Below are 25,918 nucleotides of genomic sequence, written 5' to 3' on the forward strand. Positions count from 1 at the left end.
ATGCGGATGGATCGGCGCGCGCTGGTGACGGGCATGGGCGCGATGCTGGTGGCGGCCAAGGCACCGCCGGTTGCGCCTTTGCCTGCGACGCTGGTGAAGCCGCCGCGTCTGCGGCCCGGCGATGTCGTCGGGCTGATCGAACCGGCGGGTTTTACCGACGATATGTTCGACCTCGATCTGGTCAAGGAAACGATCGTGGCGATGGGGCTGGTGCCCCGACTTGCGCCGCATCTGGCCGCACGCCATGGCTATCTCGCCGGGACCGACAAGGATCGCGCGGCCGACGTCAATGCGATGTTCGCCGATCCGCAGGTGCGCGCCGTGTTCGCGGTGCGCGGCGGATGGGGCTGCGCGCGCATCCTGCCGCTGCTCGACTTCGCGACGATCCGCGCCAATCCCAAGCTGCTGATCGGCTTTTCGGACATCACCGCGCTGCACATGGCCTTTGCCGCACGGGCGGGTTTCACCACCATCCATGGACCCAATGCGTCGAGCAGTTGGGGGCGCTTTTCCTGGGATGGATTTCGTGCGGTCGCGTTCGACGGGGCGATGCCGACCTTTGCCAATCCGGTCGGCAATGAGGACCGGCTGGTCCCGCGCGCCGGGCGCATCCGCACCTTCCACCCCGGCAAGGCGAGCGGGCGATTGCTGGGCGGCAACCTGACCGTGCTGGCGGCCTTGATGGGAACGGGCTGGCTACCCGATTTCAGCGGCGCGATATTGTTTATCGAGGATATTGGCGAAGCGCCCTATCGCATCGACCGGATGCTGACCCAATTGGCGCTGGGCGGCGTGCTGGGGCGGCTGGCGGGCGTGGTGTTCGGCCAATGTACCGATTGCGGGGCGAGTGGGCCGTCCTATGGTGGGTTTACGCTGTCGGAAGTGTTGCAGCAGCATTTTGGTTCCCTAGGCATACCCGCCTTTCAAGGCGCGCAGTTCGGCCATGTCGCCAACCAGTTCAGCCTGCCGGTGGGCGTGCGGGCGGAGATGGATGCGGACGCCGGGACGATCCGCTTGCTGGAAGCGGCGGTCGCTTAAGGCCGCTCGTCCCAGCGAACCAGCGTGACCGCGCCGTCGGGGCCGATGGCCAGTTCGCCGAATGCCCCGGTGCGCAGCTTGCGCGGGGGCAGGCCTAACGCCAGCAGCGCGAAGCGGGCCGCGCCGTTGGAAGTGACGAGCAGGTCGGCCCCCTCCGCGGCTTGCGCGAAGAAGGCGCGCCAGGCGGCGATGCGAGCTTCGGCATCAACGATCCAGCCATCGGGTGCAATGCCCCGCTCTTCCCATTCCGCCAGCGCCTGCGCCCCGATACGGGCGAGGACGTCGGCTTCGGGGCGGCCTTCGTCGGGGCCATGATCGATCTCGCCCAGCCAGTCGCGCGTGCCATCGAGGCCATGGCCGGTGGCGGCGGCGATCGCAGCGGCGGTCTGGCGGGCGCGGAGGAGTGGGCTGCTGAACAATTGGTGGATGGGGAATGATTGCTGCGCAATCCAGGTGCCCAGACGCTCGGCCTGGGCGTGGCCGCTTTCGACCAATGGGATGTCGGTGCGCGATCCGATGCGGCAGGCCTCAGCGCTGCTTGCGAAAGTGTTGCCGTGGCGGATGATGAAGAGGCGGCGCATCAGAGCGGCGGCGTCGGGTCGCCATGTTCGGCGATCAGTGATTCGACGCGGCTGATATCGGCTTCGGTATCGATGCCCGAACTGTCGAAGGAGGGCGGATCGACGGGCACGGTCATGATCGGGATGCCAAGCTCCAGCAGGCGGAGCTGCTCCAGCCCTTCGAGATTTTCCAATGTTGTGGGCGGGCAAGCCTCAAACCGGCGCAGCGCGTCCAGCGCATAGCCATAGAGGCCGACATGCCGCCAGACGGGCGAGCGCGGCAGGCTGGCGCGCAGGCTGTCTTCGTTGCGGATGGCGGGGATGATCGCCTTGGAAAACCAATAGGCATGGCCGTCGGGCGCACGGGCGCAAGTGGTGCCGCTGAACGGTGAGCGAGCCTTGTGATCGCGCAGGGCGTCGAGTGCGGGCCAGTCGAGCGCGATGACCGGGGTGGCGACCTGGGCGCCCGCTTCCAGCGCAACGATGACGGCGCCGAGCGCGCCCTGGGGCTGGAAGGGTGAGTCGCCCTGAAGGTTGATGACGAAGTTGGGTGCTGTGGGCTGGGCCAAGGCGGCGGCGAGCGCGCGGCCTGACCCGGTGGCGATGGCGCTGTCGGTCATCACCGCCTCGCAGCCCACCGCGCGGGCATGATCGGCGATTTCGGCGTCATCGGTGGCGACGGTCAGCGCCACCCCTGCCCTGTCGCCGATCGCCGCGCGCGCCATGGCGATCGTGCGATGCAGCAGCGTGCGCCCTGCGATGAGGCGCAGGGGCTTGCGCGGCAGACGGGAAGACCCCGCCCGCGCGGGAATGACGACCAGATGGTTCAGGCGACCCCGGCGTGCAGCAAGTCGTGCATATGGACGGCACCGACCAGGCGGCCCTTTTCGCAGACGAACAGCAGCATGATGTTATGCTCATGCATGACATGCAGCGCTTCGTGGGCGAGATCGTCGGGGGTGATGGCGTGGGGCGTGACCGTCATAAAACGGCCGACCGGTTCGGTCAGATTCTGCTTGGCGGTGACGGCTCGACGCAGGTCGCCATCGGTGAAGGCACCGATCAGCCGCCCTTCATTATCCGTGATCGCCGTGCCGCCGAGGCGCGCGCGGGTCATTTCTATGGTTGCGTCGAGCAGCGAGGCGTCCTGGCGCACCTGCGGCACGTCGCCGCCCTTCGACATCAGTTCGCGCACCTTGAGCAGTTGCGCGCCCAGACGGCCGTTGGGGTGGAATTTGTGGAAATCGTCGGCGGAAAAGCCGCGCATTTCCATCAGCGAAATCGCCAGGGCATCGCCGAACGCCATCTGCACCGTGGTCGAAGTGGTGGGGGCCAGCGCGTTGGGACAGGCTTCCTGCACTTCGGGCATCAGGATGCAAATGTCGGCGGCCTGCGCGACGGTGCTTTGCGCCTGCGCGGTCATCGCCAGCAAGGGGATGGCGAAGCGTTTGCAATATTGAATGATCGGGCCGAGTTCGGTCGATTCGCCCGAATGGGACAGCATCAGTACGACGTCGTCGGGCGTCACCATGCCAAGGTCGCCATGCCCGGCATCGGCGGGATGCAGGAAGATGGCAGGCGTGCCGGTGGAGGTGAGCGTCGCGGTCATCTTGCGCGCGACGATGCCGCTCTTGCCGATGCCGGTGACGATGACACGACCGCGCACCTGCATCAAGACGCCGACAAGGCGCAGGAAGGTGGCGGCAAATTCCCGCTGGCCAAAGCGGGCTTCGAGTTCGTTAAGGCCGGTCGCTGCGATGGAGAGGCTTCTGCACGCCGTCTCCACGATACGGCCACCTGAGCCGAAAGGCACGATCTTGGATGCTGATGTTGACACGCGTTTGCCCTTTTTTCCGCGCTCCGCCGCGAGCTTGTCTCACTGGCGGAGACGGTGGACGAACCGCCGATTTCGGCGTGATGTCCTCCCTTGTTCCGCGACCCCCGGACGGAAATACCGCCCGGCATGGTGCGACTGTTTACGCCGTTTCAGGGACTTATGGCAATCCTTTTTGCAACTGCGAAAAAATCATTACAGGAAAAAGACGGCCCTGTCCGCGCCCCAAAATCCGCTGAAACGATGGCTTTGAGCGACCAGCCGCGCAGCCATTTTCAGCTTCGCGCGTGCGGCGTCCGGCAACCTTATGAGACTCCGTGATAATCACGATACCATTGGACGAATCGGGGGACACCCGATTCGATGCTCACCGATGGCGCGAAACCGATGTCGCGTGCGATGGCGCTGATGTCGGCGAAGGTCGCATGGACATCGCCCGGCTGGATCGGCTGGAAGTCAATCTGGGCCTTGATCCCTATCGCGTCCTCCAGCACGGCGATGAGGTACATCAATTCTTCGGGCCGGTTGTTACCGATATTGTAGAGGCGATGCGGCGCGCGGCTGCCGCCTGCCTTGAGCGCACCATCGTCGGCGGGGGGATGATCGAGACAGCCCAAAATGCCGGTCACGATATCGTCTATATAGGTGAAGTCGCGCTGCATCCGGCCATGGTTGAACACCGGGATCGGCTGACCCGCGAGGATCTTTGAGGTGAAGATCCACATCGCCATGTCGGGGCGGCCCCAGGGACCATAGACAGTAAAAAACCGCAGGCCCGTCATGGGGATACGGAAGAGATGGGCGTAGGTCTCACTCATCAGTTCGTCAGCGCGCTTGGTCGCCGCGTAGAGCGAGACGGGATGGTCGGCGCGATCCTCGACACGGAAAGGCAGCGTGTCATTGCCGCCATAGACCGAGGAGGAGGAGGCATAGACCAGATGCCGCACCCGCCGTTCGCGCGCCAGTTCAAGCATGTTGACATGCCCCGCCAGGTTGGAGCGGACATAGGCGTGGGGGTTGATGAGCGAATAGCGCACCCCGGCCTGCGCGCCCAGATGGACGATCGATTCGATCACCTGATCATGGAGCGTCGCATTGAGCGCATCCATGTCGGCGAAATCCAGTTCGTGGAAGGTGAACAGCTTGCCATGGGCGGCGGACAGGCTATCGAGTCGCGCGCGCTTGAGCGACACCGGGTAATAATCGTTGAGATTGTCGATGCCGACCACGGCATGACCCTGTGCCATCAGGCGATCGGCGACATGCATGCCGATGAAACCCGCAGCCCCCGTGACCAATATCGTCATGCCCATTTCTCCACGCCTGTCGGTCCTGCTGTCCGACGATCCGCCTTTATATGTAAAGCCTCGTCGGGTCGCGTCCTAGAGCAGTTTCCGATCCGATTGCATCGGCTCGGCTGCTCTAGGGTTTTGGTTTGCCGCGTTTTCCGAGTCAGCAGGTGATTCCACCTGCTTGGAAAACGCTATAGCGTGGAGGATTTAGCCTTTCCCTAATCTTTCCGATCTAAAGGCGGAAAGATGGACATGGCATCCCATCCCCTGCCCCCTTATTCCCATCCGGCGGGCGTGCCGCAGCGCGCGCGCTGGGAGGATCTGGCCGTCCAGGCGGCAGAGGCCAATGCTTTTTATGCGCCCGATATGCTGGCAGCCGCGATCGATCATCTGGCAGCGGATGGCGACGTCCGCCTGATCGAAGCGCGCGAGGGGGACAGGCTGATCGGCCTGCTGCCCGTCACGGTGCGATCGCGCCATGGGCGGCTGCCGATCGGCTGCGTCGGCAATTGGGTCCATGATCATTGTTTTTTCGGCGCGCCGATGATCCGGCAGGGGCATGAGGCGGCGGCGTGGCGCAGCTTTCTGGCGCAGTTGGACGAAGCCCCCTGGGCGCGCGGCTTCCTCCATCTCGAAGCGATCGACGCGGCGGGGGCCAATGCCGCCGCCATCGAAGCGGTGTGCGTCGAGCAGCGGCGCGGATGGCGCGAGATTCATCGCTATGACCGGGCGATGCTGCGGTCGGACCTGACCGCCGACGCCTATTGGGAGAGCCAGGTCCGGGCGAAGAAGCGCAAGGAATTGCGGCGGCTGCAAAAGCGGCTGGCGGACCTGGGCGTCGTGGAAAGCCGGTTGCTGACCGATCGGAGCGACGTGGCGCGCTGGTGCGGGGAATTTCTGGCGCTCGAAGCGTCGGGCTGGAAGGGCCGCGAGGGCACGGCGATGGGCTGCAAGCCTGCGGACGCAGCCTTTTTCCGCGCGGCTTGTGCTGCCGGGTTCGATGCCGGGCGGCTGCATATGCTGCGGCTCGACCTTGACGGGCGGGCGATCGCGATGCTGGTCAATTTTCGCCATGGCGCGGGTGCCTTTTCCTTCAAGATAGCGATCGATGAGGAATATGGCCGTTTTTCGCCCGGCGTCCTGATCGAGATCGCCAACCTGCATGCGGTGCAGGATGATTCGGCGATCGGCTGGATGGACAGTTGCGCCGCGCCTGATCATCCGATGATCGACAGCCTGTGGGCCGAACGGCGCACAATCGTCCAATATCGTATCGCCCTCCACGGCCAGGGCATGACGCAGTTTCAGCGGGCGGCGGCCTTTGCCATCGCCAATGGCGTCGAGAGTGCCGCCAGACTTTTGAAAGGACAGGGATGACCGCCCATAGCCCGATCGCGGCCGCCAGGGTCGCGACCTTCCCCGACACTGCGCGCGCGACCTTCGCCGCCGCTTACCCCGACCAGCCCGCCCGTTTGTGCCACGACCTGGTCGGGCACGCATTGCTGACGCTCGACGCGTTGGCGACGCTGGCGGAGCGGATGCCTGCATCGTCGGTGGAATATAATCTGGGCAAACTGCCGCTCGGCGTGCGGCCGGAGGATACGCCGTCCAACGGGCTGACGCTGGGTGAGACGATCCGCACGATCGAGACCAATGGCAGTTGGGCGGTGCTGAAGAATGTCGAACGCGACCCGGCCTATGGCGCGCTGCTGGATGCGGCGCTCGCCGATCTGGAGCCGATCGTCCATGCCGCGACCGGGCCGATGCTGCATCGCGAGGCCTTCATCTTCCTGACATCGCCGGGCAGCGTAACGCCGTTCCACATGGACCCGGAGCATAATATCCTGCTCCAGATCATGGGCGACAAGGTGATGACCGTCTTTCCCGCGCGCGACGAAGCGCTGGTCCCGGCGCAGAAGAGCGAGGATTTCCACGGTGGCGGGCATCGCAATCTGGTGTGGCAGGACGGGTTCAAGGCGCGCGGCACCGCTTTTCCGCTGGCGCCGGGCGAGGCGATCCATGTGCCGGTGAAAGCGCCCCATTTCGTCGAGAACGGCCCTGCCGTATCGATAAGCCTGTCGGTGACATGGCGGTCGGAACGCAGCGTGGCGGAGGGCGAATTGCACAGTTTCAACGCGCTGCTGCGCAAACGCGGCCTGCCCACCGGCACGGTCAGCGCCCGGCCGGAACGGCAGGGGCTGCGCCGCCTCATCTATCGCGTCATGCGGAAGCTGGGCGTTTAAGCAGGCGGCGCAACAGAGCTTCGGCTTCGAGGCGCGGGCTGAACCGTTCGATCATCCACCATTCCAGACTCTCCTCGCAGGTGGAGAGGCTCTGCTTGTAGCGATCCTTGCCCGCGAGCAGCGAATAGAGCGACAGGTCGCGCGCAGCATAATATGCGACGGCGGCGGCATGGCAGAGCAGGCCGGGCTTGTCCTTGGCAGTGCGCGGTTCGGCGAAGGCGGATTGATAGTTCATCGCGACGCCGCGATGGACGAAGTTGACGAGCAGGCCGACCACCCCGCCTGAATCGGTGAAGCGCAGCAGTTCGACCGAGCCGCCGGGCAAGCCGCGCGCGGCGATGGTGGCGACGAAAGCGCGAAAGCCCGCATCGTCCCAGGCATTGTCGGCGTGGCGACCGCTGTTGAGCGCCGCCATCTCGTCCAGCCAAGGGGTGATATCGTCAAGGCCAGCGATAGCGATGCTGGGCAGCGGGCCGCCATGATCCTTCATCGCACGCCGAATCTGGCTGCGGGTGTTGGCGCTGAGCAGTGACAGATAATCCCCATTCGCGGCGCGCACGGCGGCGAGATCGACCTGATAAACGGGCGACACGTCGCGGCGCGTCTTGCGGCGGGCGGGCAGGTTCAGCAGCGGCGAGTCCGGCGCGATGCCGCTGAGGCGGAGAGCGCGCCAGTCACGGCGGCGGGTGAGCGTTTCGATCGCAGCGGTTGCGGCTTCCGCCTCCCGGCCTGTCTCTGCCAGCAGGCCATTATATTCGACATAGGGGCGGTCTGCGGCGGGATCACCCGACTGGTTGAGGCTGAGCGTGGCGACGCCGCCCAGCAGGCGCGGCTGCATCGCGTGGCCGACCAGCGCGAGGGCGACGTCGTTCCCGCTATCGTCCGTGATGGCCAGCAATTCGGGGCGGATGGCATAGCTGTCGAGCCAGGCGCCGGTCCAGGTCCAGCCGAGGAAGAAGGCGGCATCGGCGCGCGCTTCGAGCGCCTGCCAACGGGTTGCCAGCGCCGCGCGATCGGGCAGCGAAAAGGATGCGGTGAGAGCCATCGCGCTCCTTGTGGCAGAGCGTCCGGCGCGGTCAAGCCGCGGCTATGCCACCGTCCGCCGATCAGTATCCACCGTGCCATCGGGGCGCACCCCGGCGCGGGCGAGATCGCGGCCGATATGGCCAGTCAGGAACCGTTGCCACATCACGAAATCGGCCCGTAGCGACCAGAGCGGATATCGAAACGTCGCGGGCCGGTTGCGCTCTATGAGGCCATGGCCCACCCAGGCAAAGCCATAGCCGACGACCGGCAGCGCCGCCGCCATCCACCAGCGGCCAGCGACCGGGGCCGCCGCCGCCAGCACCACCACCAGGCTGGTCCCCGCATAATGGAGCGCACGCGTACCGGGGCGCGCATGTTCGCGCAGATAATGGGGCCAGAAATCACGGAAACGGGTCAGACGGGTCACGGCAATCCTCTCAAGGAAGGAGCCTAAAGCCTTCCGGGATCGCTGTTAAGTCCTATGCGTCAGGCCGTGGCGCGATCGGGCGCGAACAGGAAATAATCATAGGCGGCGCGGGCCGCTTCCGCCATGATCCGGTCGCGCATCACCCGGCCGCGATGATCCTGCATGACGAAGACGGTGATGGCGAACATCCGCCCATCGGGCAGGGTGATAACGCCCGTGTCGTTGCCGGTGCCGTTGATCGTGCCGGTCTTGTGTGCGATCGTCGTGCCGGGCGGCAACATGCCGGGCAGGCGCGCCTTGCCGGTGCGGCAGCGTTCCATGATGGTGATGAAGGCATGGGTGCTGGCGGGCGAAAGCGCCCGGCCAGTGCGGATCGCGGCGACCAGGTCGGTCATGGCGGTCGGCGTCGCGCTGTCGCGCGGATCGCGGGCGAAGGCGATATTGGGCAGGTCGCGACTGTCGCGGGTGCGCAGCGCCGGATCGGCGGCCAATGCGGCGGCGACGTTGCGGTTGAAATTGCCGGGACGGGGCGCAAGGTCCATGGCGCGATAGAGCAGGTCGGCGGTGTTGCTGTCGACGCGCAGCCCCTTGATCCCCAGCCCCGCGACCCACGCATTGACTGCCGCCGGGCCACCAGCGCGGGCGACCAGCATGTCGGTGGCATGGTTATCGCTCTGCGTCAGCATCAGGTCGAGCAATTGCGCCACCGGCAGCGGCGCGCCCGGCCCCATGGTGGCGACGTCGCGCGGCACGATGTCGGTCAGCGCCAATTGTCCGGCGTCGATCATGGCGAAGATCTTGCCCGCCACTGCGACCTTATAGGCGCTGGCCATCGGGAAGAGCGTGTCGCCGTTGAGCGAGAGGCTTTCGCCGCTGGCAAGGTCGCGCACGGTGATGCCGACCGTGCCGTCGGTGAGGGTCGCGAACCGCTGAAATTGGGCGATCAGGCGGGTTTCGGCGGTTTGCTGCACGCTCGATTTGACGGGACCGAAGGCGTCGGCGCTGGGCAGCGGGGCCAGGAACAGGCCGAAGGCGGCGGCAAGGGCGATCGGGCGATGGAAGCGCATGGCGTCTGTTTTGCGGATGTGACGATGCCGCGCAAGCGCATTTACCCTGTCGGACGCGATTGACAGGGCTTTGCGCGAAGGGCCATCAGACGGCATGAGCGGAACCATCAAGCTACACGAAAGCTGGCGCGAGGCATTAGCCGACCAGTTCGCCGCCCCGCATATGCAGGGACTGAAAGCCTTTCTGGAGGCGGAGAAGGCCGCAGGCAAACGCATTTTCCCCAAGGGCAGCGACTATTTCCGCGCGCTCGACCTCACCCCGCTCGATCAGGTCAAGGTCGTGATATTGGGGCAAGACCCCTATCATGGCGAGGGGCAAGCGCATGGTCTGTGCTTTTCGGTGCAGCCCGGCGTGCGGACGCCGCCTTCGCTCGTCAATATCTACAAGGAGATGGAGAGCGATTTAGGGATTGCGCGGGCCGGGCATGGCTTCCTCGAACATTGGGCGCGGCAGGGGGTGCTACTGCTCAACAGCGTGCTGACGGTCGAGATGGGGCAAGCCGCGTCGCATCAGGGCAAGGGCTGGGAGTTGTTTACCGATGCGATCGTGCGGCTGGTGGCGCAGAAAGAGGAGCCGGTCGTGTTCCTGCTGTGGGGCGCCTATGCCCAGCGCAAGGCGGGCTTCGTTGATCAGAGCCGCCATCTGATCCTGAAATCCGCCCACCCTTCCCCGCTGTCGGCGCATAATGGCTTTCTGGGATCGCGGCCCTTTTCACAGGCCAATGCGTTTCTGGAAGCACAGGGTCGCGGGGGCATCGACTGGGCGCTGCCGCCGCTATGAAGCGGACCCGGCTCAGCATCTGCGCAAGGAAGCGCCGCTATGGGTCGGAGGAGGAAGCGCGGGAGGCGATAGTGCGCGCCGCGATTATATTGCGGCCCTATCGCTGCGACCGGTGCGAGATGTTCCACCTGACCAGCCGGACCAAGGGCAAGCGCGTCGCGCGACCGGTGGGGTAACAGGCCTTACGTCCGGCGCGGTTCATCCACATCATAGACGCGCAGGTCGCGATCGCCGATCCCCAGTTCCGGCCAGGCCGCCCGCCACCGTGCAATATGGTCCATCGCAAAATGCCGGTCGAGCGCGTCCTGGTCGGTCCATAATTCCTTGACGTGAATGAGGCCCGGATCGAAGACATCCTCGGCATAGCTATATTCGACACAGCCGCTTTCCGCCCGGCTGGCCTCCACCATCTGTTTCATGGCAGGGCGCGCAATGCCAAGATTTTGGGCGGGCAGGCGAATGGTTCCGACGATCAGCAGCATCGGCGCAACTTAACGATGCCAGAAACGATCGAAAAGCAATCAATCGACAATAAACGGCCCCAAAAAGGGTTGAGGCCCGGTCCTGCTTGCGCAGGCCGAGCCTCTTTCCCTCTCCAAACGGATAAGGCGATCAGCCGTCGTAGTCGCCGCCGATATTCTGGTTGCGCGGCGGCGCGGCGGCGGTGAGGCGCAGGGCCTCCGCCGACTGGGCGATCGAGCCGATTTCATCGGGGGTGTCGTCATCGTCAATCTGCACCTTCTGCAGCGACGCGACGAGCGAGTGATGCAGTTCGTCAGGCAGAACGGTCTCTTCCGCGATTTCGCGCAGAGCGACGACGGGATTCTTGTCGCGGTCGCGATCGACCGTCAGTTCGGCCCCGCCGGAAATTTCCCGCGCGCGCTGAGCGGCGAGAAGGACGAGGTCAAAACGGTTGGTAACTTTGTCGACGCAATCTTCGACGGTGACGCGGGCCAAACAGGGCCTCCTGAATACAGCGAAGGGAAATTTCGAATTCGCCGCCTAGCAGCATGACCCATGGGAGTCAATGAAAAGGGCATAAGGCCTTGGCAAATCATGGCGCAAAGGGGCATGAGGCGCAGATGGCGATCAACGATCAAGCCCCGCCGCTGGCCGATGCGGACAGCGAAGCGGACGATATCACCATCATGCTGGCGGGCAACCGGCTGCGGCTCATCACGCAAGGGACGGCGTTGCGCGACGCGCTGATCGGCCTGATCGAGACTGCGCGCCATAGCCTCAAACTCTATTATTATATCTTCGCCGATGATGGCAGCGGCGTCATGGTGCGGGATGCGCTGGTCGCGGCGCGGGCACGCGGTGTCGCCGTGACGCTGATGGTCGATGGTTTCGGGTCGGGCAAGACGCCAGACAGCTTCTTTGCCCCGCTTATCGACGCGGGCGCGCATTTCGGGCGATTCGGGACGCGGCGATCGACCCGCTACCTGATCCGCAATCATCAGAAGATGGCGATCGCCGACGATCAGCGGCTGATGATCGGCGGCTTCAATATCGAGGATGGCTATTTCGGTATCCCGGCGGATGGTTGCTGGTGCGACCTGGGGCTGATGATCGAGGGCGATCAAGTCGAGGCGATGACGCGCTGGTACGGGCAATTGTGGCGCTGGGTCTCGACGCGTCGGCAACGGTTCCGCACCTTGCGGCGCATGGTCCGGGGTTGGAATCCGAGCCTGCATCCGCAACAGGCCGATCCCTTTCGCTGGCTGGTCGGTGGTCCCACCCGGCGGCTGAGCCCATGGGCGAAGGTGGTCAAGCATGACATGGAACAGGCGCGGCGGGTCGATATGGTCGCGGCCTATTTTTCGCCGGGCCGGGGCATGCTCAAACGCATCGCGCGGGCGGCGCAGCGGGATGGCGCGCGCCTGATCCTGCCTGCCAAGTCGGACAATGGCGCGACGATCGCGGCGGCACGGCTGTTGTACGGGCCGCTGCTCAAGCGCGGGGTGGAGATTGCCGAATATCAGCCGCATAAATTGCACATGAAGCTGTTCGTCATCGACGATGCGGTGTTCGTGGGGTCGGCCAATTTCGACATGCGCAGCCTGTTCGTCAATCTGGAGGTGATGCTGCGGATCGAGGATGCGGGCTTTGCGGCGGCGGTGCGGCAGATGATCGACCGGCAGGCGGCGCTGAGCCGCACAATCACGCTGGAGAGCCACCGCGCCAGCCGCACGCCGCTCACGCTGATCAAGCAATGGATCAGCTATCTGCTGGTGGGGGTGCTGGACTATACCGTCACGCGGCGGCTCAATTTCCGCAACCCGGACGCCGATTGATCGGCTTCAGCGCATGATGAGGTAGAAGCCCACGGCTGCCTTGCCGCCATTTTCGATCACGATGTCATAGCGATCGGTAAAGAGCGGCAGCCAGGCGCAATCGGCCTGCGGTCCACCGACCGGCTTGGCGCAGAGCGTTTCGCCATCCGCGCCATGGACGCGGATCGAGAGCTTTGCCGCGCTGCCATTTGCGGGTGCGACCGATATCTGGGCGCGTTGGCCGCCGAGGAATAGCTGGCGCATCGTGACGCTGCCACCGGGCACCAGCGACCCGCGCCGATAGGCGGGGCCGAGCGCACGGCCGCGAAAGGCGAGCGTCGATGGGGCGGCGCCATGGGCCTGTGCTTCATGGGTCCAGCGGGCGGCGAGATCCTCCTGGCCCTCGGCCGGGGTGGCGCCGAGCGCCTTCAAGGCCTGGACGGTGTCGAGCAGGGCGGCATGGTTGCCGCTGGCATGGGCGGCATCGCCCTCCAGCAAGGTCCGCAACACCGGATCGGCAGGCCGCATGTCCGCCGCGGGCGCGGCAGGCGCAGCGCCGAGCAGCAAGACGGGCAACAGCCTGATCATCAATCATCCTCCGGCTGGACGACGAAACGCGCGCCGGGCGCGGCGTCCTCCACATGAAGGGAAAGGTCATGCCGCTGTGCGATCGCTCTGGCAAGCGACAAGCCGAGGCCATGCCCCCCGCCCTGCGCGCCATCGAGCCGGACATAGCGTTCGAACACGCGATCGCGATCGGCAGCGGGGATGCCGGGTCCGTCATCCTGCACGACGATATGCGGTCCCACCGACAGGGTAAGCGACACAGTGCCGCCGCTCGGCACATATTTGAACGCATTGTCGAGCAGGTTGGAGAGCAGGCGCGTCATCTGCATCGGGTCGGCGCGCAGCATGATGCCCGGCGCGATGCGGGCGTGGAAGCCAATCCCCAATTCCTCCGCGCTGGCGCCGTAGAGGTCGGCCAGATTGTCCGCAATCTCGCTGAGATTGGTATCGAGCAGGCCGCGCAAGTCGCCGCGCATCGCCTGCGTCCCCGCAATATCGAGCAGCGAATCGAGTAGGCGCACGACATTGCGTATCTCGCCGCGCGACTGGTCGAGCGTGCGCAGCAATTCCTCGTCCTGCGTCCCCTGCATGGCTTTGAGGATGCGGGTGTCGAGATGCATCAGCGGGGTGCGGATTTCATGCGCGGTCTGGTCCGACACGGCGCGCTGCGCCTCGATCAGCCGTTCGACCTGGTCGAGCATCGCATTGGTGTTGGCGGCCAGTTCGGCCAGTTCGTCATTTTCGCCAGCGCCCGGCGCCCGCGCGGTAATGCGCCCCGCGCGCACGGCGGCGAAGGCGGCGTTGACCGTTTCGACCCGGCGGCGCAGGCGGCGCGCCGCGAAATGCCCGGCGGCAAGGCTGAGCAGCGCGATGACCGCGCCCGCCCCGGCAAAGGCCATGGCCAGCCGCGCCAGCAGCGCTTCCCCGCGATAATTGCTGCGCCCGACCAGCAACCGCGTGTCGCCGCCCAGCCGGGTCGCGCGCGCGAACATCGTGTCGCCACCGGGCAGCGCAACGAAGCGCGCCTCCGACACTTCGGGCGCGATGGCAGGCCAACGGTCGAGATTGCCCGCCAGACGACGCCCGGCCCCATCGACTAGCAGATACCAGCCGCGCTCGCCATCCTCCCGCTCCACCGCCATCCGATCGGCAATGCGCGCGCGCAGTTCGGCGGTGCCGCCGCTGACCTGAATGTCGGCCAGTCCGGCGAGGTCGGTATCGACCTCGCGCGCCAGCATTGCCCGACCGTCAGCCGCGACGATATTGCGCACCACCAGGAACAGGGCCAGCGTGGACAGGAGGCTGACCAGCAAAGCGGACAACATCACCCGGCCAAAGACCGAGCGGAACAGGTCGGGTTTAGGCACCCGGCGATCCCGGCGATCCGGCGGCAATCAGGCGATAGCCGGTGCCCCACACGGTTTCGAGGACCGGGCCGTCAAACCCTTCCTCCAGCTTGCGGCGCAGGCGGCCGACATTGACGTCCACCACATTGGTCTGCGGATCGAAGCTGAGTTTCCAGACATGGCGCAGCAGCATCTCGCGCGTCACCACTTCGCCCGCATGGTCCATCAGATAGCGGAACAGCTCGAACTCCTTGGGCGAGAGCGCGAGGTGGCGGCCCTGGCGAAAGGCGGTGCGCGCCTTCACATGGCATTCCAGGTCGCCGAACAGCAGCACCGGATCATGGGTGGAGCGGCTGGCCCGCCGCCACAGCGCTCGGACGCGGGCGACTAGTTCATCGGGTTCGAACGGCTTGGCGAGATAATCGTCGACGCCGCTTTCAAGGCCTTCGACGCGATGCTCGCTGCGGCCGAGCGCGGAGAGCATCAGCACTGGCGCGCCGATCCCGGCGACGCGCAAGCGGGTAACGATGTCGATGCCGGTCAGATGGGGGAGCATCCGGTCGAGGATGATGACGTCGTGCGCGCCGCTGCCCGCGCGGTGCAGGCCGATGCGGCCATCCTCCGCCTGATCCACGACCATGCCTGCCTGGGTGAGGATAGCGGCGATGTTGGCGCGCGCTGCGGCGTCATCCTCCACCACCAGCACATTGATCGATTCCTGTTGCGCCATATCGTCCCCCGCCTCGCAAATACCGGCAAAGGCCGCCAGTTACAAAGGCTGTTATGGGGACGAGATGAGGCGGGATGGTCAGATCTTGAGGGCGTTGCGGAACATGACGAAGGCGATGACGATCAGATAGACGCCGAATATCTTCTTGAGCGGCTTGGCAGGCAATGCATGGGCGACGGCCACGCCGAGCGGCGCGGTCAGCACCGACATGGAGGCGATGGCGAGCGTCGCGGGCACGTTGACATAGCCAAGCGACCCCCATGGAAGCCCGCTTTCCTTGAGGCCGATGAGGGCGAAGCCGATCGCGCTGGGGATGGCGATCAGCGTGCCGACGCCCGATGCGGTGGCGATAGCGCGGTGGATGGAGCGACCGCACAGGGTCATCACCATGATCGCGATCGTGCCGCCACCAATGCCGAGCAGCGCGGAAAAAGTGCCAAGGCCGCCCGCGATGCCGACACGGGCGATGCCAGAAGGCATGTCCTGGCTGATCACCTTGTCGCCGACCTTGGGCAGCAGGAAGTTGAGCGACATCAGGAACACGCCGCCTGCAAAGATCATCGTGAGGATATGGCCATCGACATGGCCCGCCAGCAGCACGCCGACGCCATCACCCAGGATGATCCACGGTGCCCAGGTCTTGAGGATTTCAAACTCCACCGCGCCGCGCTTGGCATGGGACAGGAGCGAACGGATCGAGGTGACAATGATGGTGGCGGCCGACGTGCCGATGGCAACATGCGCGATCGCTTCGGGTGTGCCGCCCAATAGCGGCAGGACGACGAACAGCGCAGGCACGACGACGAAGCCGCCGCCAATGCCGAAAATCCCCGCCGCGAAACCCGCGAACAGGCCAGCGGCCAACATCGACAGCAGCGGCACCAACCAGGTCATGACATCGCCGTTCATCAGCGCGCTCCCATGGCTGGCGTGAGGCCGGTGGCCAGGCTGTCGGTGCCCCGGACAAACAAGGCGGCGAATGAAACTAGATCGACCATGTCGTAAAACCATGCCTCTCTTCGGCGGAACCAGAGCAAGGGGCTGACAGGACAGGTCCCTTGGCTGGCTAGACGAACAAGGTCGACAAATCCGCACCTTGTCCGACACAAGTCGGACAAGGTTGGCGAACGGGCCGGGTCAGCCGAGCAGATCTTCGGCCGGGGTATAGGGCAGGTCGAGCGCGTCGGCGACGGCGCGATAGGTGAGTTTGCCCTGGGCCACGTTGAGGCCCGCGCACAGATGCGGATCAGCGCGCAGCGCGCCTTTCCAGCCGAGGTCTGCGATCCGCAGCGCATGGGGCAAAGTCACATTGTTTAGCGCATAGGTGCTGGTGCGGGCGACCGCGCCGGGCATGTTGGCGACGCAATAATGGACGATGCCATCGACGATATAGGTGGGGTCGGCATGGGTGGTGGCGTGGCTGGTTTCGAAACAGCCGCCCTGGTCGATCGCGACATCGACCAGCACTGCGCCCTTCTTCATCGTCTTGAGCATATCGGCACTGACCAGCTTGGGCGCGGCCGCGCCGGGGATCAGCACCGCGCCGATCACCAGGTCCGCATCGGCCACGCAGTCCGCGAGGTTGGCGCGGTTCGAAAAGCGCGTTTTGGCCCGTGCCTCGAAATACATGCCGAGTTTTTCCAGCACTTCGGGGCTGCGGTCGAGGATGGTAACGTCCGCGCCCAGCCCCGCCGCCATCTGCGCCGCGTTGAAACCGACGACACCGCCGCCGATCACCGCAACCTTGGCGGGCAGGACGCCGGGAACACCGCCCAGCAGGACGCCGCGCCCGCCATGCGCCTTTTCGAGCGCGGTCGCGCCGGCCTGGATCGCCATGCGGCCTGCAACCTGGCTCATCGGCTTGAGCAGCGGCAGGCCGCCCTGCGCGTCGGTCACGGTTTCATAGGCGATGCCGATCGCGCCGCTGGCGATCAGGTCGCGCGTCTGATCGGGATCGGGGGCGAGGTGGAGATAGGTGTAGAGGATTTGGTCGGGCCGCAGCATCGCGCGCTCGGCGGCTTGCGGCTCCTTGACCTTCACGATCATGTCGGCGCGGGCGAAGATCTCGGCGGCGGTGGCGACGATCTGCGCACCCGCCTTTTCATACAGGGCGTCGTGCGCGCCGATTCCCTCCCCTGCCCCGCTTTCGACCAGCACCGCATGGCCATGCGCGGTGAGTTCATGGACGCTTTCAGGCGTCAGCCCGACGCGATATTCGTGATTCTTGATTTCCCTGACGGTGCCGACGATCATGCAATGCCTCCCGATGGCGCGGCGCGTGGCGGGGCCGCTTTCCTACAGGATGACATAGCGCGGCGGCGGGCGCGAATGTTCCCTTTAGGGAGCCGGACGGACCGGCACCGGCGCATTGCAGATGTCGACCCCGCCCGCAGGCAGATCGTAGAAATCATCCTTCCGATTGGCGCGCAGGCGCAGATAGGCGGCGAAGCTGGGCGAGGCGACGTCCATCGCCTCAAACCGGGGCTGTTCCGCGGGTGCCAGGTCGCTGGCGAGGCGGACCGAGAGGATCGGGATTTTATGTTCGGTGGCGGTGTAGAAGCCAAGCTCACCGCTGCCGCGCGGCAGGCTGGACAGATGGGCCATGCCATCGATCACCCGGCCGACGACCGCGATATTGCGATCCAGCTGGCGCGGGGCTTGGCCGATGACGGTGTAGAGTTCCGCCCCCGTGCCCGCATCGGGCGACAGGTTGCGGCCGACGCCGACAGAAGCATAGCAATGGGGCAGCCAGGCCGCGTCCCCATCCATCGCCATCGGCCAGCCATCGACATAGCCGGTCGCGGGCGCATAGGCATCAGGATGGGGCAAGGGCGTGATCGCCAGCCGCACATTGGCGAGCGAGCGGACATAGTCGGCCGCACTGGTGGGCGCGAGGCCGGGCGGCATCGGCTTCTTCTCGGTCGCGTCGCCCCATTGGGTGACATAATTGTCCTGCACCCGGTTGATGCTGGTCCCGTCCCACCAGTGCGCGCGCGCCAGCGTGCGGATATTGCCGACATGGCGCGGCGCGAAGGCCGGGGCGAGCTGGATCACGACGCGCTTGCCGCCTTCGATCGTCATGACGAGCAGGTCTTCGAGCGGAATCGCGCGCCAGGCATCAGCGGGCGCACTCGCTACGAGCGCCGCGGGCGTTGTCGGCGGATCAGCCGCGATGGCGGTTGAGGCGAGGAGAGAAGCGAGCAGCGCGGGCGCGAAAAAACGGATCATGCCGCAATCAGAGCGCGGCCGCACAGGAAAGTAAAGCATCCCCTTGCCTAGCCGCCCGCGCCGCGATAGGGAGCGCGACTTCCAGTGCAATGCGGAGCGGTGGCCGAGTGGTCGAAGGCGCTCGCCTGGAAAGTGAGTATACGCCAAAAGCGTATCCAGGGTTCGAATCCCTGCCGCTCCGCCATTTACCTATTCATCAGCGTTCGCCAAAAGTTGCGGAAAGCCTAGAACTTCTGCGGGTTTTCTGGCCGCGATTGGGCGTCGCCGTTCATTGAAATTTGCCCGCAGCCGCGCTAAAATGTGGGGAGTGGTGTGGGGAAATTCTAAAGTGTGGGGAAGCCTGCTCTCATTCTGTGGGGAACTGCCATGGGTAAGCTGACAGCCAATGAAGTGAAAGCCGCACTGACGAAGCCGGGAAACTATGGTGACGGCGACGGACTTTTCCTGAAAGTAAGCCGCACTGGTGGAGCAAGTTGGCTCCTGCGTGTCCAACATGACGGCAAGCGACGTGATATTGGCTTAGGCAGCGCCAAGTTGGTGACACTGGCAGCAGCGCGAGCCAAGGCCGCCGAAGCCCGCAAGGCGACACGCGAGGACGGACGTGACCTTGTGGCAGAGAAGCGCAAGGCCAAGGCGGAGAGCGTCACCTTTCGCGAAGCGGCTCTGGTCTACTATGAAACGCACAAGAGCCAGTGGTCCAATGCCAAGAGTGATGATCAGTGGATCAACTCAATGGAAGCCTATGCCTTCCCACCCCTTGGTTCAAAGCCCGTCGGCAGCATCACCGCTGGCGAGATCATCACGGCCATATCCAAGGTATGGACCGAGAAGCCCGAAACCGGCAGGCGGGTAAAGCAGCGTATAAGGGCGGTGCTGAACTTTGCTCATGCTCGCGGCTGGCGATCAACAGAAGCCCCAACAGACGCTTTGGCGGCAGGCAATGGACTGCCCAAGCAGAAAGGCGTAAAGCACCATGCCGCCATGCCCTATGCCGACATACCGGCATTTATCACTCGCCTCCGTGCAACAGGAGGAACATGGAGCAGGCTGGCGCTGGAGTTCGTCATCCTGACCGCTGCCCGGTCACAGGAAGTCAGGCTGGCGACCTGGAGCGAGATCGACTTGGAAAAAGGTCTATGGACCGTTCCAGCCGGTCACATGAAAATGCGAATCGAACATGTCGTCCCCCTATCGCCTCATGCATTGGCCGTTCTTCATAGTGCCATGGCGATCAGGCGCGAAGGAACGGACCTTATCTTCCCCGGCGCAAATGGCGGTGCCATGTCAGATATGACCCTTCTAGGCGTGCTTCGCCGCATGAAGGAGGCGACAACCGTGCATGGCTTCCGTTCGTCATTTCGGACATGGGTAGCCGAAGAAACAAATGTTCCCGGCGAAGTCGCGGAAGCGGCTCTGGCGCACCAGAACCGCAACGAAGTTGAACGCGCCTATCAGCGTGGTGGTTTGCTCGACAAGCGCCGGAAGCTGATGGAAGCATGGGGCGTATATTGTGCTACGGATCAGTTTTCCGGCAAGGTCGTGTCAATTCGGCAAGCTATAGCGATATAATTAAACTGCGACTACAAGCAGACGGATTGCGGCAATGCCTTTCGCATATCCTTGAGCAATTCGTCAGCCTGCATACCCATAGCTTCTGCGATGGCGATAAACTCCAGCACGTCCAAACGCCGTTCAAGCTGCTCTATCTTGTTCACAAAAGAGGGAGGCTTGCCCAGCCTGCGGGCAAGTTCCCGTTGTGAGATTTCCGCCTTTGTCCGGGCCTCTTTCAGGGCATCGATAACCGCTCGATAATCGGGTGAAACCACCCACCCGCGTTGCATCAACAAAGCCCCGATTCCTGAACCGGGGCTTTAAGTATATGTAAACCGCGCCGTCCCCATTATGGGGACGCTCAATGAGCCAAGACCAAACCAACAACCCGGCCGCTACAATAGGATGTATCTGAGGCCGAACCCGGCCACAGATCAAATTTAGGTGCAAATCGATGGAACTGGTAGGCTCAAATGCATCATTCAACAGCTTGAGGGAAGCCGCATGGGCATAGTGTTATTCTCCGGCGCTATTATCGTCAGCCTATTCGCCATGCAGGCGCGGATGCCTCAATGGCTGCTGATGTTCTGCAGCGGCTGGACTCTTTTTACATTGCTCAATGTTACATGGCAGCCGCCAATGGTTTTCCAACTCGCGCTAATCTGGGGTGGCTATGCCTTTCTTGCACCAAAAGGCTTGCCGCAGCGGAAGCCGTGGGAGTTAATAGGACGAAAAGCAATGAGGTCCGCGCGGGCGATCTATCCTGAGAAGTCAGCAACGATGACTTACGATCAGCCGCAAATAAATCTTGCGAAATCGAATGGCGCATCCAATCAGGAATATTGCAAGTCCCCCCGCACCAATAACAGTGTCACGATCCCCGTATTTTTGTTAATTTTCATAATTAGCTGTATCATTCACCTCATGCCATTCAATTACAGTCAGGCATTGGCACAAGATCAAATTGCCAGAGCCACAGGTGGAATGATCATTATATTTATAGTATCTCGCCTAGGTTTGCTATTTTATCCAAATAAAACATTCGGCGTTATTATCGTCGCAGTTATATTTTCTCCATTCGCAATATTATTGGATAGAGCGAATGACCCTATTGCCCCAACCTACTTTCATGATTTGATTTATCCGAGGCTCAGCCGACAGGATGAGGTAATGAAATCGGGCGCTTTGCAAGCAAATGAAAATTTGGAACAAAGCCCAGTGACGCCGTTGGAGAGCATCGAAAACCCATCAGGAAAAGGAATGCCTGTTCTTCCAGCCCAGAGCCAAAGCCAATTATCGATTCAACAAGCTCCGATCAGCGCCTTGTAAATAAGATGTTGGCTAGTGATCCTATTTTCAATCCAGGTATCTTTGATATACCGGTTGAAGAGGGTGATTTCATCACAGCAAAAATGAACCAAGTGACTGAGGCTTCGGTTCGTAAACAGCGCGAAGCAGCCGCCCGGATGCCTGAAACCGCTCGCCCCAATGGCTATGCATTGGCAACTATGGTTGCAACGGGCAAGGGTCTATCGTCAGCCAGCCAGCGGGATCGTGATTTCGTTACGATGACCCCGAATGAGTTCCGGGGCCGTTACGGTGATGAGGTTGCTGACAGCTATTTGGCTGCCTATTCGGAAGGCGATGTAACCCGTCGAACAGCCAATTGAACATGTTTGACTGGCAGCCGCCAACCGCCTCCCCTCGATAATTTTTAGCACAATGTCCAAATATCACACCCATCCTTAGCGGCCTGTCTCCAACCGATCAGCCAACCCACGCGCCGCAGGCGCGGTGGGGCAGGAGTGAAGAGGGGCGGAGGCAGGCTGCAATTTTGGAACCAGAAAGAAGAAACCCAACAGGCCGCCTTTCATAAGTTCGATTTTAGCATTATTGTTGTTTTTCGGCAGCCCGCCCGCCCTCCGCTCCCGACTTTGCTTCATCGGTCCTCGCTTTGCTGCGGCCGATGAGCAGCCTTCGCTCCGAGCGGTCAACCAGCAGGGGATTGGGAAGGATGAGTTGCTCCATCCCTTGGTTCTCCAGCATAATGCAATCCGAGCCATATAGAGATTTTCATTGTTACGTCTGACGGCAGGTTGTGGAGCAATTGCCATCCTTGGCAGAACTCCCCCCCCCCCCCGTAGACTATCAGATACCGTCTATGCCCACCCCCACTGCATCGCACCCGGAGCCACGGAAGGCATTCAAACACAATGAAACACAGGGGCTGACGCCCATGATGGTATGCAATTTCGCATCCGCTTAATCAGGAGTGGATATGGCCACCGTCCGAATGATCGTCGGTTCTGTGTTAGGAACCGTCAACAGCACTGCCGACGCCGTTTTCGGCCTCGCCGATACCGCTACGAGCAGCATCAACATGCTCAACCGTTTTGTTGAGTCCGCAGCTACCGATCAGCGCGAGCGCCAATTGGCCCATCGGGCTTCATTCAGGCAAACTCTCATGCGTGAAGCGACGATGGAGATCGCCGCAGGCAATGCAGAAGCCGTCCGGTTTCGTGAGGAATCTGAACTCAACAAGACGCTTTTCGACGAAGCATCGGCAATGATCGATGCCATATTTTCCCGACATGATCGAACCAATCTATAAAAAAAGGCCCTCACCGTTCGAGGTGAGGGCCAGACGTTGGGACAGCATGGTCATGTCTTTAGCTTCCCATGACCGCCACCGCCGCCACGCCGCAACATGCTTGGCGTTCGGCGCGTTTCAGCCACCGCTATCGGCGGCGTCATCTTCATATCCGCCACAAGGTGACAATGCTGCCTTATCTCTCACGATGGGATTTTCAGACACTTTGTTGTCTGTGGCGCATGTTGCGTCCGTTGCGTCTGATTGAGACACAGGCAGATAGCATCGCCACGCTTCATGGAATGCATCCCGCTTGTAGCCCTTCGGCGTTTGCCCGCTAGGCATACGAATCGAAGACGATCGGATGCCATATTCTCGAAGCATTTCCGCGAGTTTGCGAGCATCGAGTTTGTGGATCGGCGTGCAAAAGGGACCCCGTTAGCGGGGTGATCGGCGTCTAAAAGGGACCCCTCATTTCGATGGTTTAAGCAGCTTCCTGGATTTTCAGGCGGCGAGATCGGGATGTTGGTTTTGGAGACAGTTTTACGGATCCGGCGTGAGTATGCCGGAGGCAAGGCGATCAAGGCGATCGCGCGGGACCTGCATGTGTCGCGGAAGGTCATCCGCAAAGCGGTCCGAGCGCCGGAGGGCGCCTTTGATTATCAGCGCAAGGTTCAGCCGCTGCCCAGGATCGGTCCGTTTCAGGATCGCCTCAACACGCTGCTGGAAGAGAACGAGCTGCGCGGCAGGCGTGACCGGCTGCGGATGACGCGGATCCATGATCTGTTGGTGCGCGAAGGCTTTGAGGGATCCTACGATGCCGTGCGGCGCTACGCGGCGCGATGGAAGTTGGAACGGCGCAAAGATGCCGGCGATGGTGTCACGGCCTTCATCCCGCTGATGTTCAGGCCAGGCGAGGCCTACCAGTTCGACTGGAGCCATGAAGATGTTGAGATCGCCGGGGCACCGATGCGGGTGAAGGTCGCGCATATGCGACTGTGTGCCTCACGCGCGGTCTATGTCCGGGCTTATCCTCGTGAGAGCCAGGAGATGCTGTTCGACGCGCATGCGCGGGGCTTTGATTTCTTCGGCGGCGTGCCAGGGCGCGGCATCTACGATAATATGAAGACGGCTGTGACGAGCGTGTTCACCGGCAAGGAACGCGTCTTCAACCGGCGGTTCCTGATCATGACCGACCATTATATGGTCGAGCCCACGGCCTGCTCGCCTGCGGCGGGATGGGAGAAGGGTCAGGTCGAGAACCAGGTGCAGACGATCCGGGGTCGCTTCTTCCAGCCCCGGTTGCGGTTCGCCAGTCTCGAAGAGCTCAATGGCTGGCTGGAGGCCGAGTGTCGGCGCTGGGCGGAACGGCAGCCCCATCCCGAACAGGGAGAGCTGACCGTGGCGCAGATGCTGGAGATCGAACGATCTGCGCTGCAGCCGATGCTGGGACCGTTCGACGGCTTCAATGAGAGCGAGCATGCCGTGACCGGCACCTGCCTGATCAGCTTCGACCGCAACCGCTACTCGGTGCTCTCGACGGTGGCACGACGCACGGTGCAGGTCCGCGCCTATGCCGATCGCATCGTCGTTCGCTGCGGCGAAGAGGTTGTCGCTGAACATCCTCGCTACTTTGGGCGCAACCGCACGATCTATGACCCCTGGCATTATCTGCCAGTGCTGGCCCGCAAGCCTGGCGCGCTGCGGAACGGTGCCCCCTTCCAGGACTGGGATCTGCCACCGGCGCTTGCCCGCCTGCGCCGCAAGCTGGGTAATGGCGACGATGCCGATCGCCGGTTCGTCCGTGTGTTGTCGGCCGTACTGACCGATGGCCTGGAGCCTGTCGAAGCCGCTGTGCGTGAGGCACTGGCGACGGGCACGGCAAGCGACGACCTGATCCTCAACATCCTGGCACGACGCCGGGAACCCCCGCGTCCGCTGACGATCATCACCTCCGAGGATAGCGCTTTGCGCCATCCCCCGATCGCCGACTGTGCCCGTTACGACCAGTTGAGGACCTTCGATGCAGCGGCATGACATGATCGAGGCCATGCGCGGGCTTGGCCTCAAGGGCATGGCAGGCGCGTTCGACGATGCCGTCACCACCGGCATTCAGCGCCAGCGCACCACCATGGAGATACTGACCGATCTTCTGAGGGTGGAGGCGACGCATCGTCATGCCGCGTCGATCCGATACCGGATGGCCGCTGCCAGGCTGCCCGTCGTGAAGGACATCGACGCCTTCCGGTTCGAGGGTACCCCAATCAACGAGGGGCTGGTGCGTTCATTGCACAGCGGCACGTTCCTGCCCGCACGGCGCAATATCGTCCTGGTCGGCGGCACAGGCACAGGAAAGACCCATCTGGCCATCGCCATCACCGCCAATGTTGTGCGCTCCGGCGCCCGGGGCCGCTACTTCAACACGGTCGATCTGGTGACCCGCCTCGAAGAGGAGGCCAGGATCGGCAAGAGTGGCGCTCTCGCCGCCCAGCTATCCCGTCTCGATCTGATCGTACTCGACGAACTGGGCTATCTGCCGTTCGCCCGATCGGGCGGCCAGTTGCTGTTCCACCTGATCAGCAAACTCTATGAGCAGACCAGTGTCATCATCACCACCAACCTCGCCTTTGGCGAGTGGCCCACCGTGTTCGGCGATCCCAAGATGACAACCGCGCTCCTGGATCGCGTCACCCATCATTGCGACATTGTCGAGACCGGCAATGACAGCTGGCGCTTCAAAAACCGCAGCTGATCCGCCCCAGCGGCAATCAATTAAAAGATGCTTTGCGCTGCGCGCGCCTCCGGTCGGGCTACGCCCTCCCTACGCCGCGCGCAGCGCAAGGAAGAGCGTCACATCAATGTTCCGCCATCCTGACAGGGGGTCCCTTTTGCGCGCTGATAAGGGGTCCCGTTTGGACGCCGATTGACACCCTAATACATAAATTTATTTTCTGTAGGGCTTGAACAACTGGATTCTGGCCCCCTCTCATGGAGGATTCAGACGCTACTCAATGTGAAAACCGGGGCCAAGGATGGCAACTCAACTGCCGACTCGGCACAACATCACATGCAACAATGATTGTTTGATGCCCTGCAGGTCTGCACGACCCCGCCCGCGAGACCGCCCGCCCGCTACAGCGCGATTTGAGAGCGCGCGAACGGGCAGCCTCGCTACCATGGCGCATCCATGTCCCGAAGGAAGCGCTCTCCGAGCCGACACTTTTACGAAGTGTGGGGAATTATGTGGGCACGGATTTTAAACATCTATTTTTATTCAATATAATCAAAGGAATAACTATATGATTCTACTCCCTGCCGCCCATTTTATCATTCGCCTCGTTTTCGTCCTGTAAAACCTTGAA

Annotated in this window: 29 protein-coding genes and 1 tRNA gene; 13 read left to right on the forward strand and 17 right to left on the reverse strand. The window is 63.0% G+C overall.

Annotated elements, in window-relative coordinates; genetic code table 11:
* On the forward strand, nt 1-1,038 hold the full coding sequence (locus BSY17_RS09030; protein ID WP_069065264.1) for a S66 peptidase family protein: 1,038 nt from the start codon (nt 1-3) through the stop codon (nt 1,036-1,038).
* On the opposite strand, the gene BSY17_RS09035 is transcribed toward BSY17_RS09030, so the two are convergent.
* The 4 genes from BSY17_RS09035 to BSY17_RS09050 all read right to left on the reverse strand — a co-directional run bounded on the left by BSY17_RS09035 (nt 1,035) and on the right by BSY17_RS09050 (nt 4,739).
* Entirely contained in the window at nt 1,035-1,619 is a 585-nt protein-coding gene (locus tag BSY17_RS09035) for a histidine phosphatase family protein (RefSeq protein WP_069065265.1), read from the reverse strand. The genes BSY17_RS09030 and BSY17_RS09035 overlap by 4 nt on opposite strands.
* Nucleotides 1,619-2,419: a 3-deoxy-manno-octulosonate cytidylyltransferase gene (locus BSY17_RS09040; protein WP_150125759.1), complete on the reverse strand. Its 801-nt coding sequence runs from the start codon at nt 2,417-2,419 to the stop codon at nt 1,619-1,621. The genes BSY17_RS09035 and BSY17_RS09040 overlap by 1 nt, the downstream gene beginning before the upstream one ends.
* A 5-nt stretch (nt 2,420-2,424) precedes the next feature.
* A complete protein-coding gene (locus BSY17_RS09045) occupies nt 2,425-3,384 on the reverse strand; it encodes a KpsF/GutQ family sugar-phosphate isomerase (protein WP_052027689.1) in 960 nt (319 codons plus the stop codon).
* 353 nt (nt 3,385-3,737) lie between these two features.
* On the reverse strand, nt 3,738-4,739 hold the full coding sequence (locus BSY17_RS09050; RefSeq protein ID WP_069065267.1) for an NAD-dependent epimerase/dehydratase family protein: 1,002 nt from the start codon (nt 4,737-4,739) through the stop codon (nt 3,738-3,740).
* Nucleotides 4,740-4,970: 231 nt separating this feature from the next.
* Here BSY17_RS09050 and BSY17_RS09055 point away from each other — a divergent pair, with 231 nt between their 5' ends.
* Nucleotides 4,971-6,101, forward strand: a complete 1,131-nt coding sequence (locus BSY17_RS09055) for a GNAT family N-acetyltransferase (RefSeq protein ID WP_069065268.1) — start codon at nt 4,971-4,973, stop codon at nt 6,099-6,101.
* Nucleotides 6,098-6,967, forward strand: coding sequence for a cupin-like domain-containing protein (locus BSY17_RS09060; protein WP_069065269.1), 870 nt, complete (start codon nt 6,098-6,100; stop codon nt 6,965-6,967). The genes BSY17_RS09055 and BSY17_RS09060 overlap by 4 nt, the downstream gene beginning before the upstream one ends.
* On the opposite strand, the gene BSY17_RS09065 is transcribed toward BSY17_RS09060, so the two are convergent.
* The 3 genes from BSY17_RS09065 to BSY17_RS09075 are packed head-to-tail and all read right to left on the reverse strand — an operon-like array spanning nt 6,945 to nt 9,487.
* On the reverse strand, nt 6,945-8,012 hold the full coding sequence (locus BSY17_RS09065) for a GNAT family N-acetyltransferase (protein ID WP_069065270.1): 1,068 nt from the start codon (nt 8,010-8,012) through the stop codon (nt 6,945-6,947). The genes BSY17_RS09060 and BSY17_RS09065 overlap by 23 nt on opposite strands.
* Before the next feature lie 42 nt (nt 8,013-8,054).
* Nucleotides 8,055-8,420, reverse strand: a complete 366-nt coding sequence (locus tag BSY17_RS09070; RefSeq protein WP_069065271.1) for a DUF962 domain-containing protein — start codon at nt 8,418-8,420, stop codon at nt 8,055-8,057.
* A 59-nt stretch (nt 8,421-8,479) separates the two neighbouring features.
* Nucleotides 8,480-9,487, reverse strand: coding sequence for a serine hydrolase (locus BSY17_RS09075; RefSeq protein ID WP_069065272.1), 1,008 nt, complete (start codon nt 9,485-9,487; stop codon nt 8,480-8,482).
* A gap of 94 nt (nt 9,488-9,581) precedes the next feature.
* Between BSY17_RS09075 and ung the strand changes: the two genes are divergently transcribed.
* A complete protein-coding gene (gene ung / locus BSY17_RS09080) occupies nt 9,582-10,268 on the forward strand; it encodes a uracil-DNA glycosylase (protein ID WP_069065273.1) in 687 nt (228 codons plus the stop codon).
* Nucleotides 10,265-10,444 (forward strand): hypothetical protein, encoded by a 180-nt coding sequence (locus BSY17_RS09085; protein ID WP_069065274.1) that lies wholly within the window; start codon nt 10,265-10,267, stop codon nt 10,442-10,444. The genes ung and BSY17_RS09085 overlap by 4 nt, the downstream gene beginning before the upstream one ends.
* A 6-nt stretch (nt 10,445-10,450) precedes the next feature.
* Here BSY17_RS09085 and BSY17_RS09090 read toward each other — a convergent pair whose 3' ends face one another.
* Nucleotides 10,451-10,750: a putative quinol monooxygenase gene (locus BSY17_RS09090; protein ID WP_069065275.1), complete on the reverse strand. Its 300-nt coding sequence runs from the start codon at nt 10,748-10,750 to the stop codon at nt 10,451-10,453.
* 130 nt (nt 10,751-10,880) lie between these two features.
* A complete protein-coding gene (gene rpoZ / locus BSY17_RS09095) occupies nt 10,881-11,225 on the reverse strand; it encodes a DNA-directed RNA polymerase subunit omega (RefSeq protein ID WP_037476174.1) in 345 nt (114 codons plus the stop codon).
* A 125-nt stretch (nt 11,226-11,350) separates the two neighbouring features.
* Between rpoZ and BSY17_RS09100 the strand changes: the two genes are divergently transcribed.
* A complete protein-coding gene (locus BSY17_RS09100; protein ID WP_069066872.1) occupies nt 11,351-12,565 on the forward strand; it encodes a phospholipase D-like domain-containing protein in 1,215 nt (404 codons plus the stop codon).
* A 6-nt stretch (nt 12,566-12,571) separates the two neighbouring features.
* Here BSY17_RS09100 and BSY17_RS09105 read toward each other — a convergent pair whose 3' ends face one another.
* The 6 genes from BSY17_RS09105 to BSY17_RS09130 all read right to left on the reverse strand — a co-directional run bounded on the left by BSY17_RS09105 (nt 12,572) and on the right by BSY17_RS09130 (nt 18,415).
* Entirely contained in the window at nt 12,572-13,132 is a 561-nt protein-coding gene (locus BSY17_RS09105) for a hypothetical protein (protein WP_069065276.1), read from the reverse strand.
* A complete protein-coding gene (locus BSY17_RS09110; protein WP_443019523.1) occupies nt 13,132-14,436 on the reverse strand; it encodes a sensor histidine kinase in 1,305 nt (434 codons plus the stop codon). The genes BSY17_RS09105 and BSY17_RS09110 overlap by 1 nt, the downstream gene beginning before the upstream one ends.
* A gap of 34 nt (nt 14,437-14,470) precedes the next feature.
* On the reverse strand, nt 14,471-15,187 hold the full coding sequence (locus tag BSY17_RS09115) for a response regulator transcription factor (protein WP_069065277.1): 717 nt from the start codon (nt 15,185-15,187) through the stop codon (nt 14,471-14,473).
* Nucleotides 15,188-15,265: 78 nt separating this feature from the next.
* The gene (locus BSY17_RS09120) at nt 15,266-16,096 is read right to left on the reverse strand and encodes a sulfite exporter TauE/SafE family protein (protein WP_069065278.1); all 831 of its coding nucleotides are present in this window, start codon (nt 16,094-16,096) and stop codon (nt 15,266-15,268) included.
* Nucleotides 16,097-16,324: 228 nt separating this feature from the next.
* Nucleotides 16,325-17,440: an alanine dehydrogenase gene (ald, locus tag BSY17_RS09125; RefSeq protein ID WP_069065279.1), complete on the reverse strand. Its 1,116-nt coding sequence runs from the start codon at nt 17,438-17,440 to the stop codon at nt 16,325-16,327.
* Between the two features lie 84 nt (nt 17,441-17,524).
* Nucleotides 17,525-18,415: a peptidylprolyl isomerase gene (locus BSY17_RS09130; RefSeq protein WP_037480151.1), complete on the reverse strand. Its 891-nt coding sequence runs from the start codon at nt 18,413-18,415 to the stop codon at nt 17,525-17,527.
* A gap of 93 nt (nt 18,416-18,508) precedes the next feature.
* Here BSY17_RS09130 and BSY17_RS09135 point away from each other — a divergent pair.
* Both BSY17_RS09135 and BSY17_RS09140 read left to right on the forward strand, forming a co-directional pair.
* Nucleotides 18,509-18,599, forward strand: a tRNA-Ser gene (locus BSY17_RS09135).
* Between the two features lie 182 nt (nt 18,600-18,781).
* On the forward strand, nt 18,782-19,984 hold the full coding sequence (locus BSY17_RS09140; RefSeq protein WP_069065280.1) for a tyrosine-type recombinase/integrase: 1,203 nt from the start codon (nt 18,782-18,784) through the stop codon (nt 19,982-19,984).
* Between the two features lie 11 nt (nt 19,985-19,995).
* On the opposite strand, the gene BSY17_RS09145 is transcribed toward BSY17_RS09140, so the two are convergent.
* The gene (locus BSY17_RS09145) at nt 19,996-20,256 is read right to left on the reverse strand and encodes a helix-turn-helix domain-containing protein (protein WP_069065281.1); all 261 of its coding nucleotides are present in this window, start codon (nt 20,254-20,256) and stop codon (nt 19,996-19,998) included.
* Nucleotides 20,257-20,470: 214 nt separating this feature from the next.
* On the opposite strand from BSY17_RS09145, the gene BSY17_RS09150 reads away from it, so the two are divergent.
* The 3 genes from BSY17_RS09150 (at nt 20,471) to BSY17_RS09155 (ending at nt 22,577) form a co-directional block, all read left to right on the forward strand.
* The gene (locus BSY17_RS09150; RefSeq protein WP_069065282.1) at nt 20,471-21,295 is read left to right on the forward strand and encodes a hypothetical protein; all 825 of its coding nucleotides are present in this window, start codon (nt 20,471-20,473) and stop codon (nt 21,293-21,295) included.
* Between the two features lie 5 nt (nt 21,296-21,300).
* The gene (locus tag BSY17_RS21260) at nt 21,301-21,636 is read left to right on the forward strand and encodes a hypothetical protein (RefSeq protein ID WP_150125760.1); all 336 of its coding nucleotides are present in this window, start codon (nt 21,301-21,303) and stop codon (nt 21,634-21,636) included.
* Between the two features lie 608 nt (nt 21,637-22,244).
* Entirely contained in the window at nt 22,245-22,577 is a 333-nt protein-coding gene (locus BSY17_RS09155) for a hypothetical protein (RefSeq protein ID WP_069065283.1), read from the forward strand.
* Nucleotides 22,578-22,694: 117 nt separating this feature from the next.
* Here the strand turns inward: BSY17_RS09155 and BSY17_RS20915 are convergent, their stop codons facing one another.
* Nucleotides 22,695-22,940 carry a DUF3631 domain-containing protein gene (locus BSY17_RS20915; RefSeq protein WP_083217091.1) on the reverse strand — a complete coding sequence of 82 codons (246 nt, stop codon included), beginning with the start codon at nt 22,938-22,940 and terminating at the stop codon, nt 22,695-22,697.
* A gap of 138 nt (nt 22,941-23,078) precedes the next feature.
* Here BSY17_RS20915 and istA point away from each other — a divergent pair, with 138 nt between their 5' ends.
* Nucleotides 23,079-24,593 carry an IS21 family transposase gene (istA, locus tag BSY17_RS09160; RefSeq protein ID WP_037474355.1) on the forward strand — a complete coding sequence of 505 codons (1,515 nt, stop codon included), beginning with the start codon at nt 23,079-23,081 and terminating at the stop codon, nt 24,591-24,593.
* Nucleotides 24,580-25,308 carry an IS21-like element helper ATPase IstB gene (istB, locus tag BSY17_RS09165; RefSeq protein WP_069064140.1) on the forward strand — a complete coding sequence of 243 codons (729 nt, stop codon included), beginning with the start codon at nt 24,580-24,582 and terminating at the stop codon, nt 25,306-25,308. The genes istA and istB overlap by 14 nt, the downstream gene beginning before the upstream one ends.
* Nucleotides 25,309-25,918: the final 610 nt, after the last annotated feature.

The sequence above is a fragment of the Sphingobium sp. RAC03 genome (genome assembly GCF_001713415.1).
Lineage (GTDB): Bacteria > Pseudomonadota > Alphaproteobacteria > Sphingomonadales > Sphingomonadaceae > Sphingobium.

Bases quoted from the DNA above. Each gene is read 5' to 3' on its own strand.
- BSY17_RS09030 (WP_069065264.1), top strand. From the start codon at position 1: ATGCGGATGGATCGGCGCGCGCTGGTGACGGGCATGGGCGCGATGCTG.
- BSY17_RS09035 (WP_069065265.1), bottom strand. From the start codon at position 1,619: ATGCGCCGCCTCTTCATCATCCGCCACGGCAACACTTTCGCAAGCAGC.
- BSY17_RS09050 (WP_069065267.1), bottom strand. From the start codon at position 4,739: ATGACGATATTGGTCACGGGGGCTGCGGGTTTCATCGGCATGCATGTC.
- BSY17_RS09055 (WP_069065268.1), top strand. From the start codon at position 4,971: ATGGACATGGCATCCCATCCCCTGCCCCCTTATTCCCATCCGGCGGGC.
- BSY17_RS09060 (WP_069065269.1), top strand. From the start codon at position 6,098: ATGACCGCCCATAGCCCGATCGCGGCCGCCAGGGTCGCGACCTTCCCC.
- BSY17_RS09065 (WP_069065270.1), bottom strand. From the start codon at position 8,012: ATGGCTCTCACCGCATCCTTTTCGCTGCCCGATCGCGCGGCGCTGGCA.
- BSY17_RS09075 (WP_069065272.1), bottom strand. From the start codon at position 9,487: ATGCGCTTCCATCGCCCGATCGCCCTTGCCGCCGCCTTCGGCCTGTTC.
- ung (WP_069065273.1), top strand. From the start codon at position 9,582: ATGAGCGGAACCATCAAGCTACACGAAAGCTGGCGCGAGGCATTAGCC.
- BSY17_RS09085 (WP_069065274.1), top strand. From the start codon at position 10,265: ATGAAGCGGACCCGGCTCAGCATCTGCGCAAGGAAGCGCCGCTATGGG.
- BSY17_RS09090 (WP_069065275.1), bottom strand. From the start codon at position 10,750: ATGCTGCTGATCGTCGGAACCATTCGCCTGCCCGCCCAAAATCTTGGC.
- BSY17_RS09100 (WP_069066872.1), top strand. From the start codon at position 11,351: ATGGCGATCAACGATCAAGCCCCGCCGCTGGCCGATGCGGACAGCGAA.
- BSY17_RS09105 (WP_069065276.1), bottom strand. From the start codon at position 13,132: ATGATCAGGCTGTTGCCCGTCTTGCTGCTCGGCGCTGCGCCTGCCGCG.
- BSY17_RS09110 (WP_443019523.1), bottom strand. From the start codon at position 14,436: ATGTTGTCCGCTTTGCTGGTCAGCCTCCTGTCCACGCTGGCCCTGTTC.
- BSY17_RS09115 (WP_069065277.1), bottom strand. From the start codon at position 15,187: ATGGCGCAACAGGAATCGATCAATGTGCTGGTGGTGGAGGATGACGCC.
- BSY17_RS09120 (WP_069065278.1), bottom strand. From the start codon at position 16,096: ATGAACGGCGATGTCATGACCTGGTTGGTGCCGCTGCTGTCGATGTTG.
- ald (WP_069065279.1), bottom strand. From the start codon at position 17,440: ATGATCGTCGGCACCGTCAGGGAAATCAAGAATCACGAATATCGCGTC.
- BSY17_RS09130 (WP_037480151.1), bottom strand. From the start codon at position 18,415: ATGATCCGTTTTTTCGCGCCCGCGCTGCTCGCTTCTCTCCTCGCCTCA.
- BSY17_RS09140 (WP_069065280.1), top strand. From the start codon at position 18,782: ATGGGTAAGCTGACAGCCAATGAAGTGAAAGCCGCACTGACGAAGCCG.
- BSY17_RS09145 (WP_069065281.1), bottom strand. From the start codon at position 20,256: ATGCAACGCGGGTGGGTGGTTTCACCCGATTATCGAGCGGTTATCGAT.
- BSY17_RS09150 (WP_069065282.1), top strand. From the start codon at position 20,471: ATGGGCATAGTGTTATTCTCCGGCGCTATTATCGTCAGCCTATTCGCC.
- BSY17_RS21260 (WP_150125760.1), top strand. From the start codon at position 21,301: ATGTTGGCTAGTGATCCTATTTTCAATCCAGGTATCTTTGATATACCG.
- BSY17_RS09155 (WP_069065283.1), top strand. From the start codon at position 22,245: ATGGCCACCGTCCGAATGATCGTCGGTTCTGTGTTAGGAACCGTCAAC.
- BSY17_RS20915 (WP_083217091.1), bottom strand. From the start codon at position 22,940: ATGCTTCGAGAATATGGCATCCGATCGTCTTCGATTCGTATGCCTAGC.
- istA (WP_037474355.1), top strand. From the start codon at position 23,079: ATGTTGGTTTTGGAGACAGTTTTACGGATCCGGCGTGAGTATGCCGGA.
- istB (WP_069064140.1), top strand. From the start codon at position 24,580: ATGCAGCGGCATGACATGATCGAGGCCATGCGCGGGCTTGGCCTCAAG.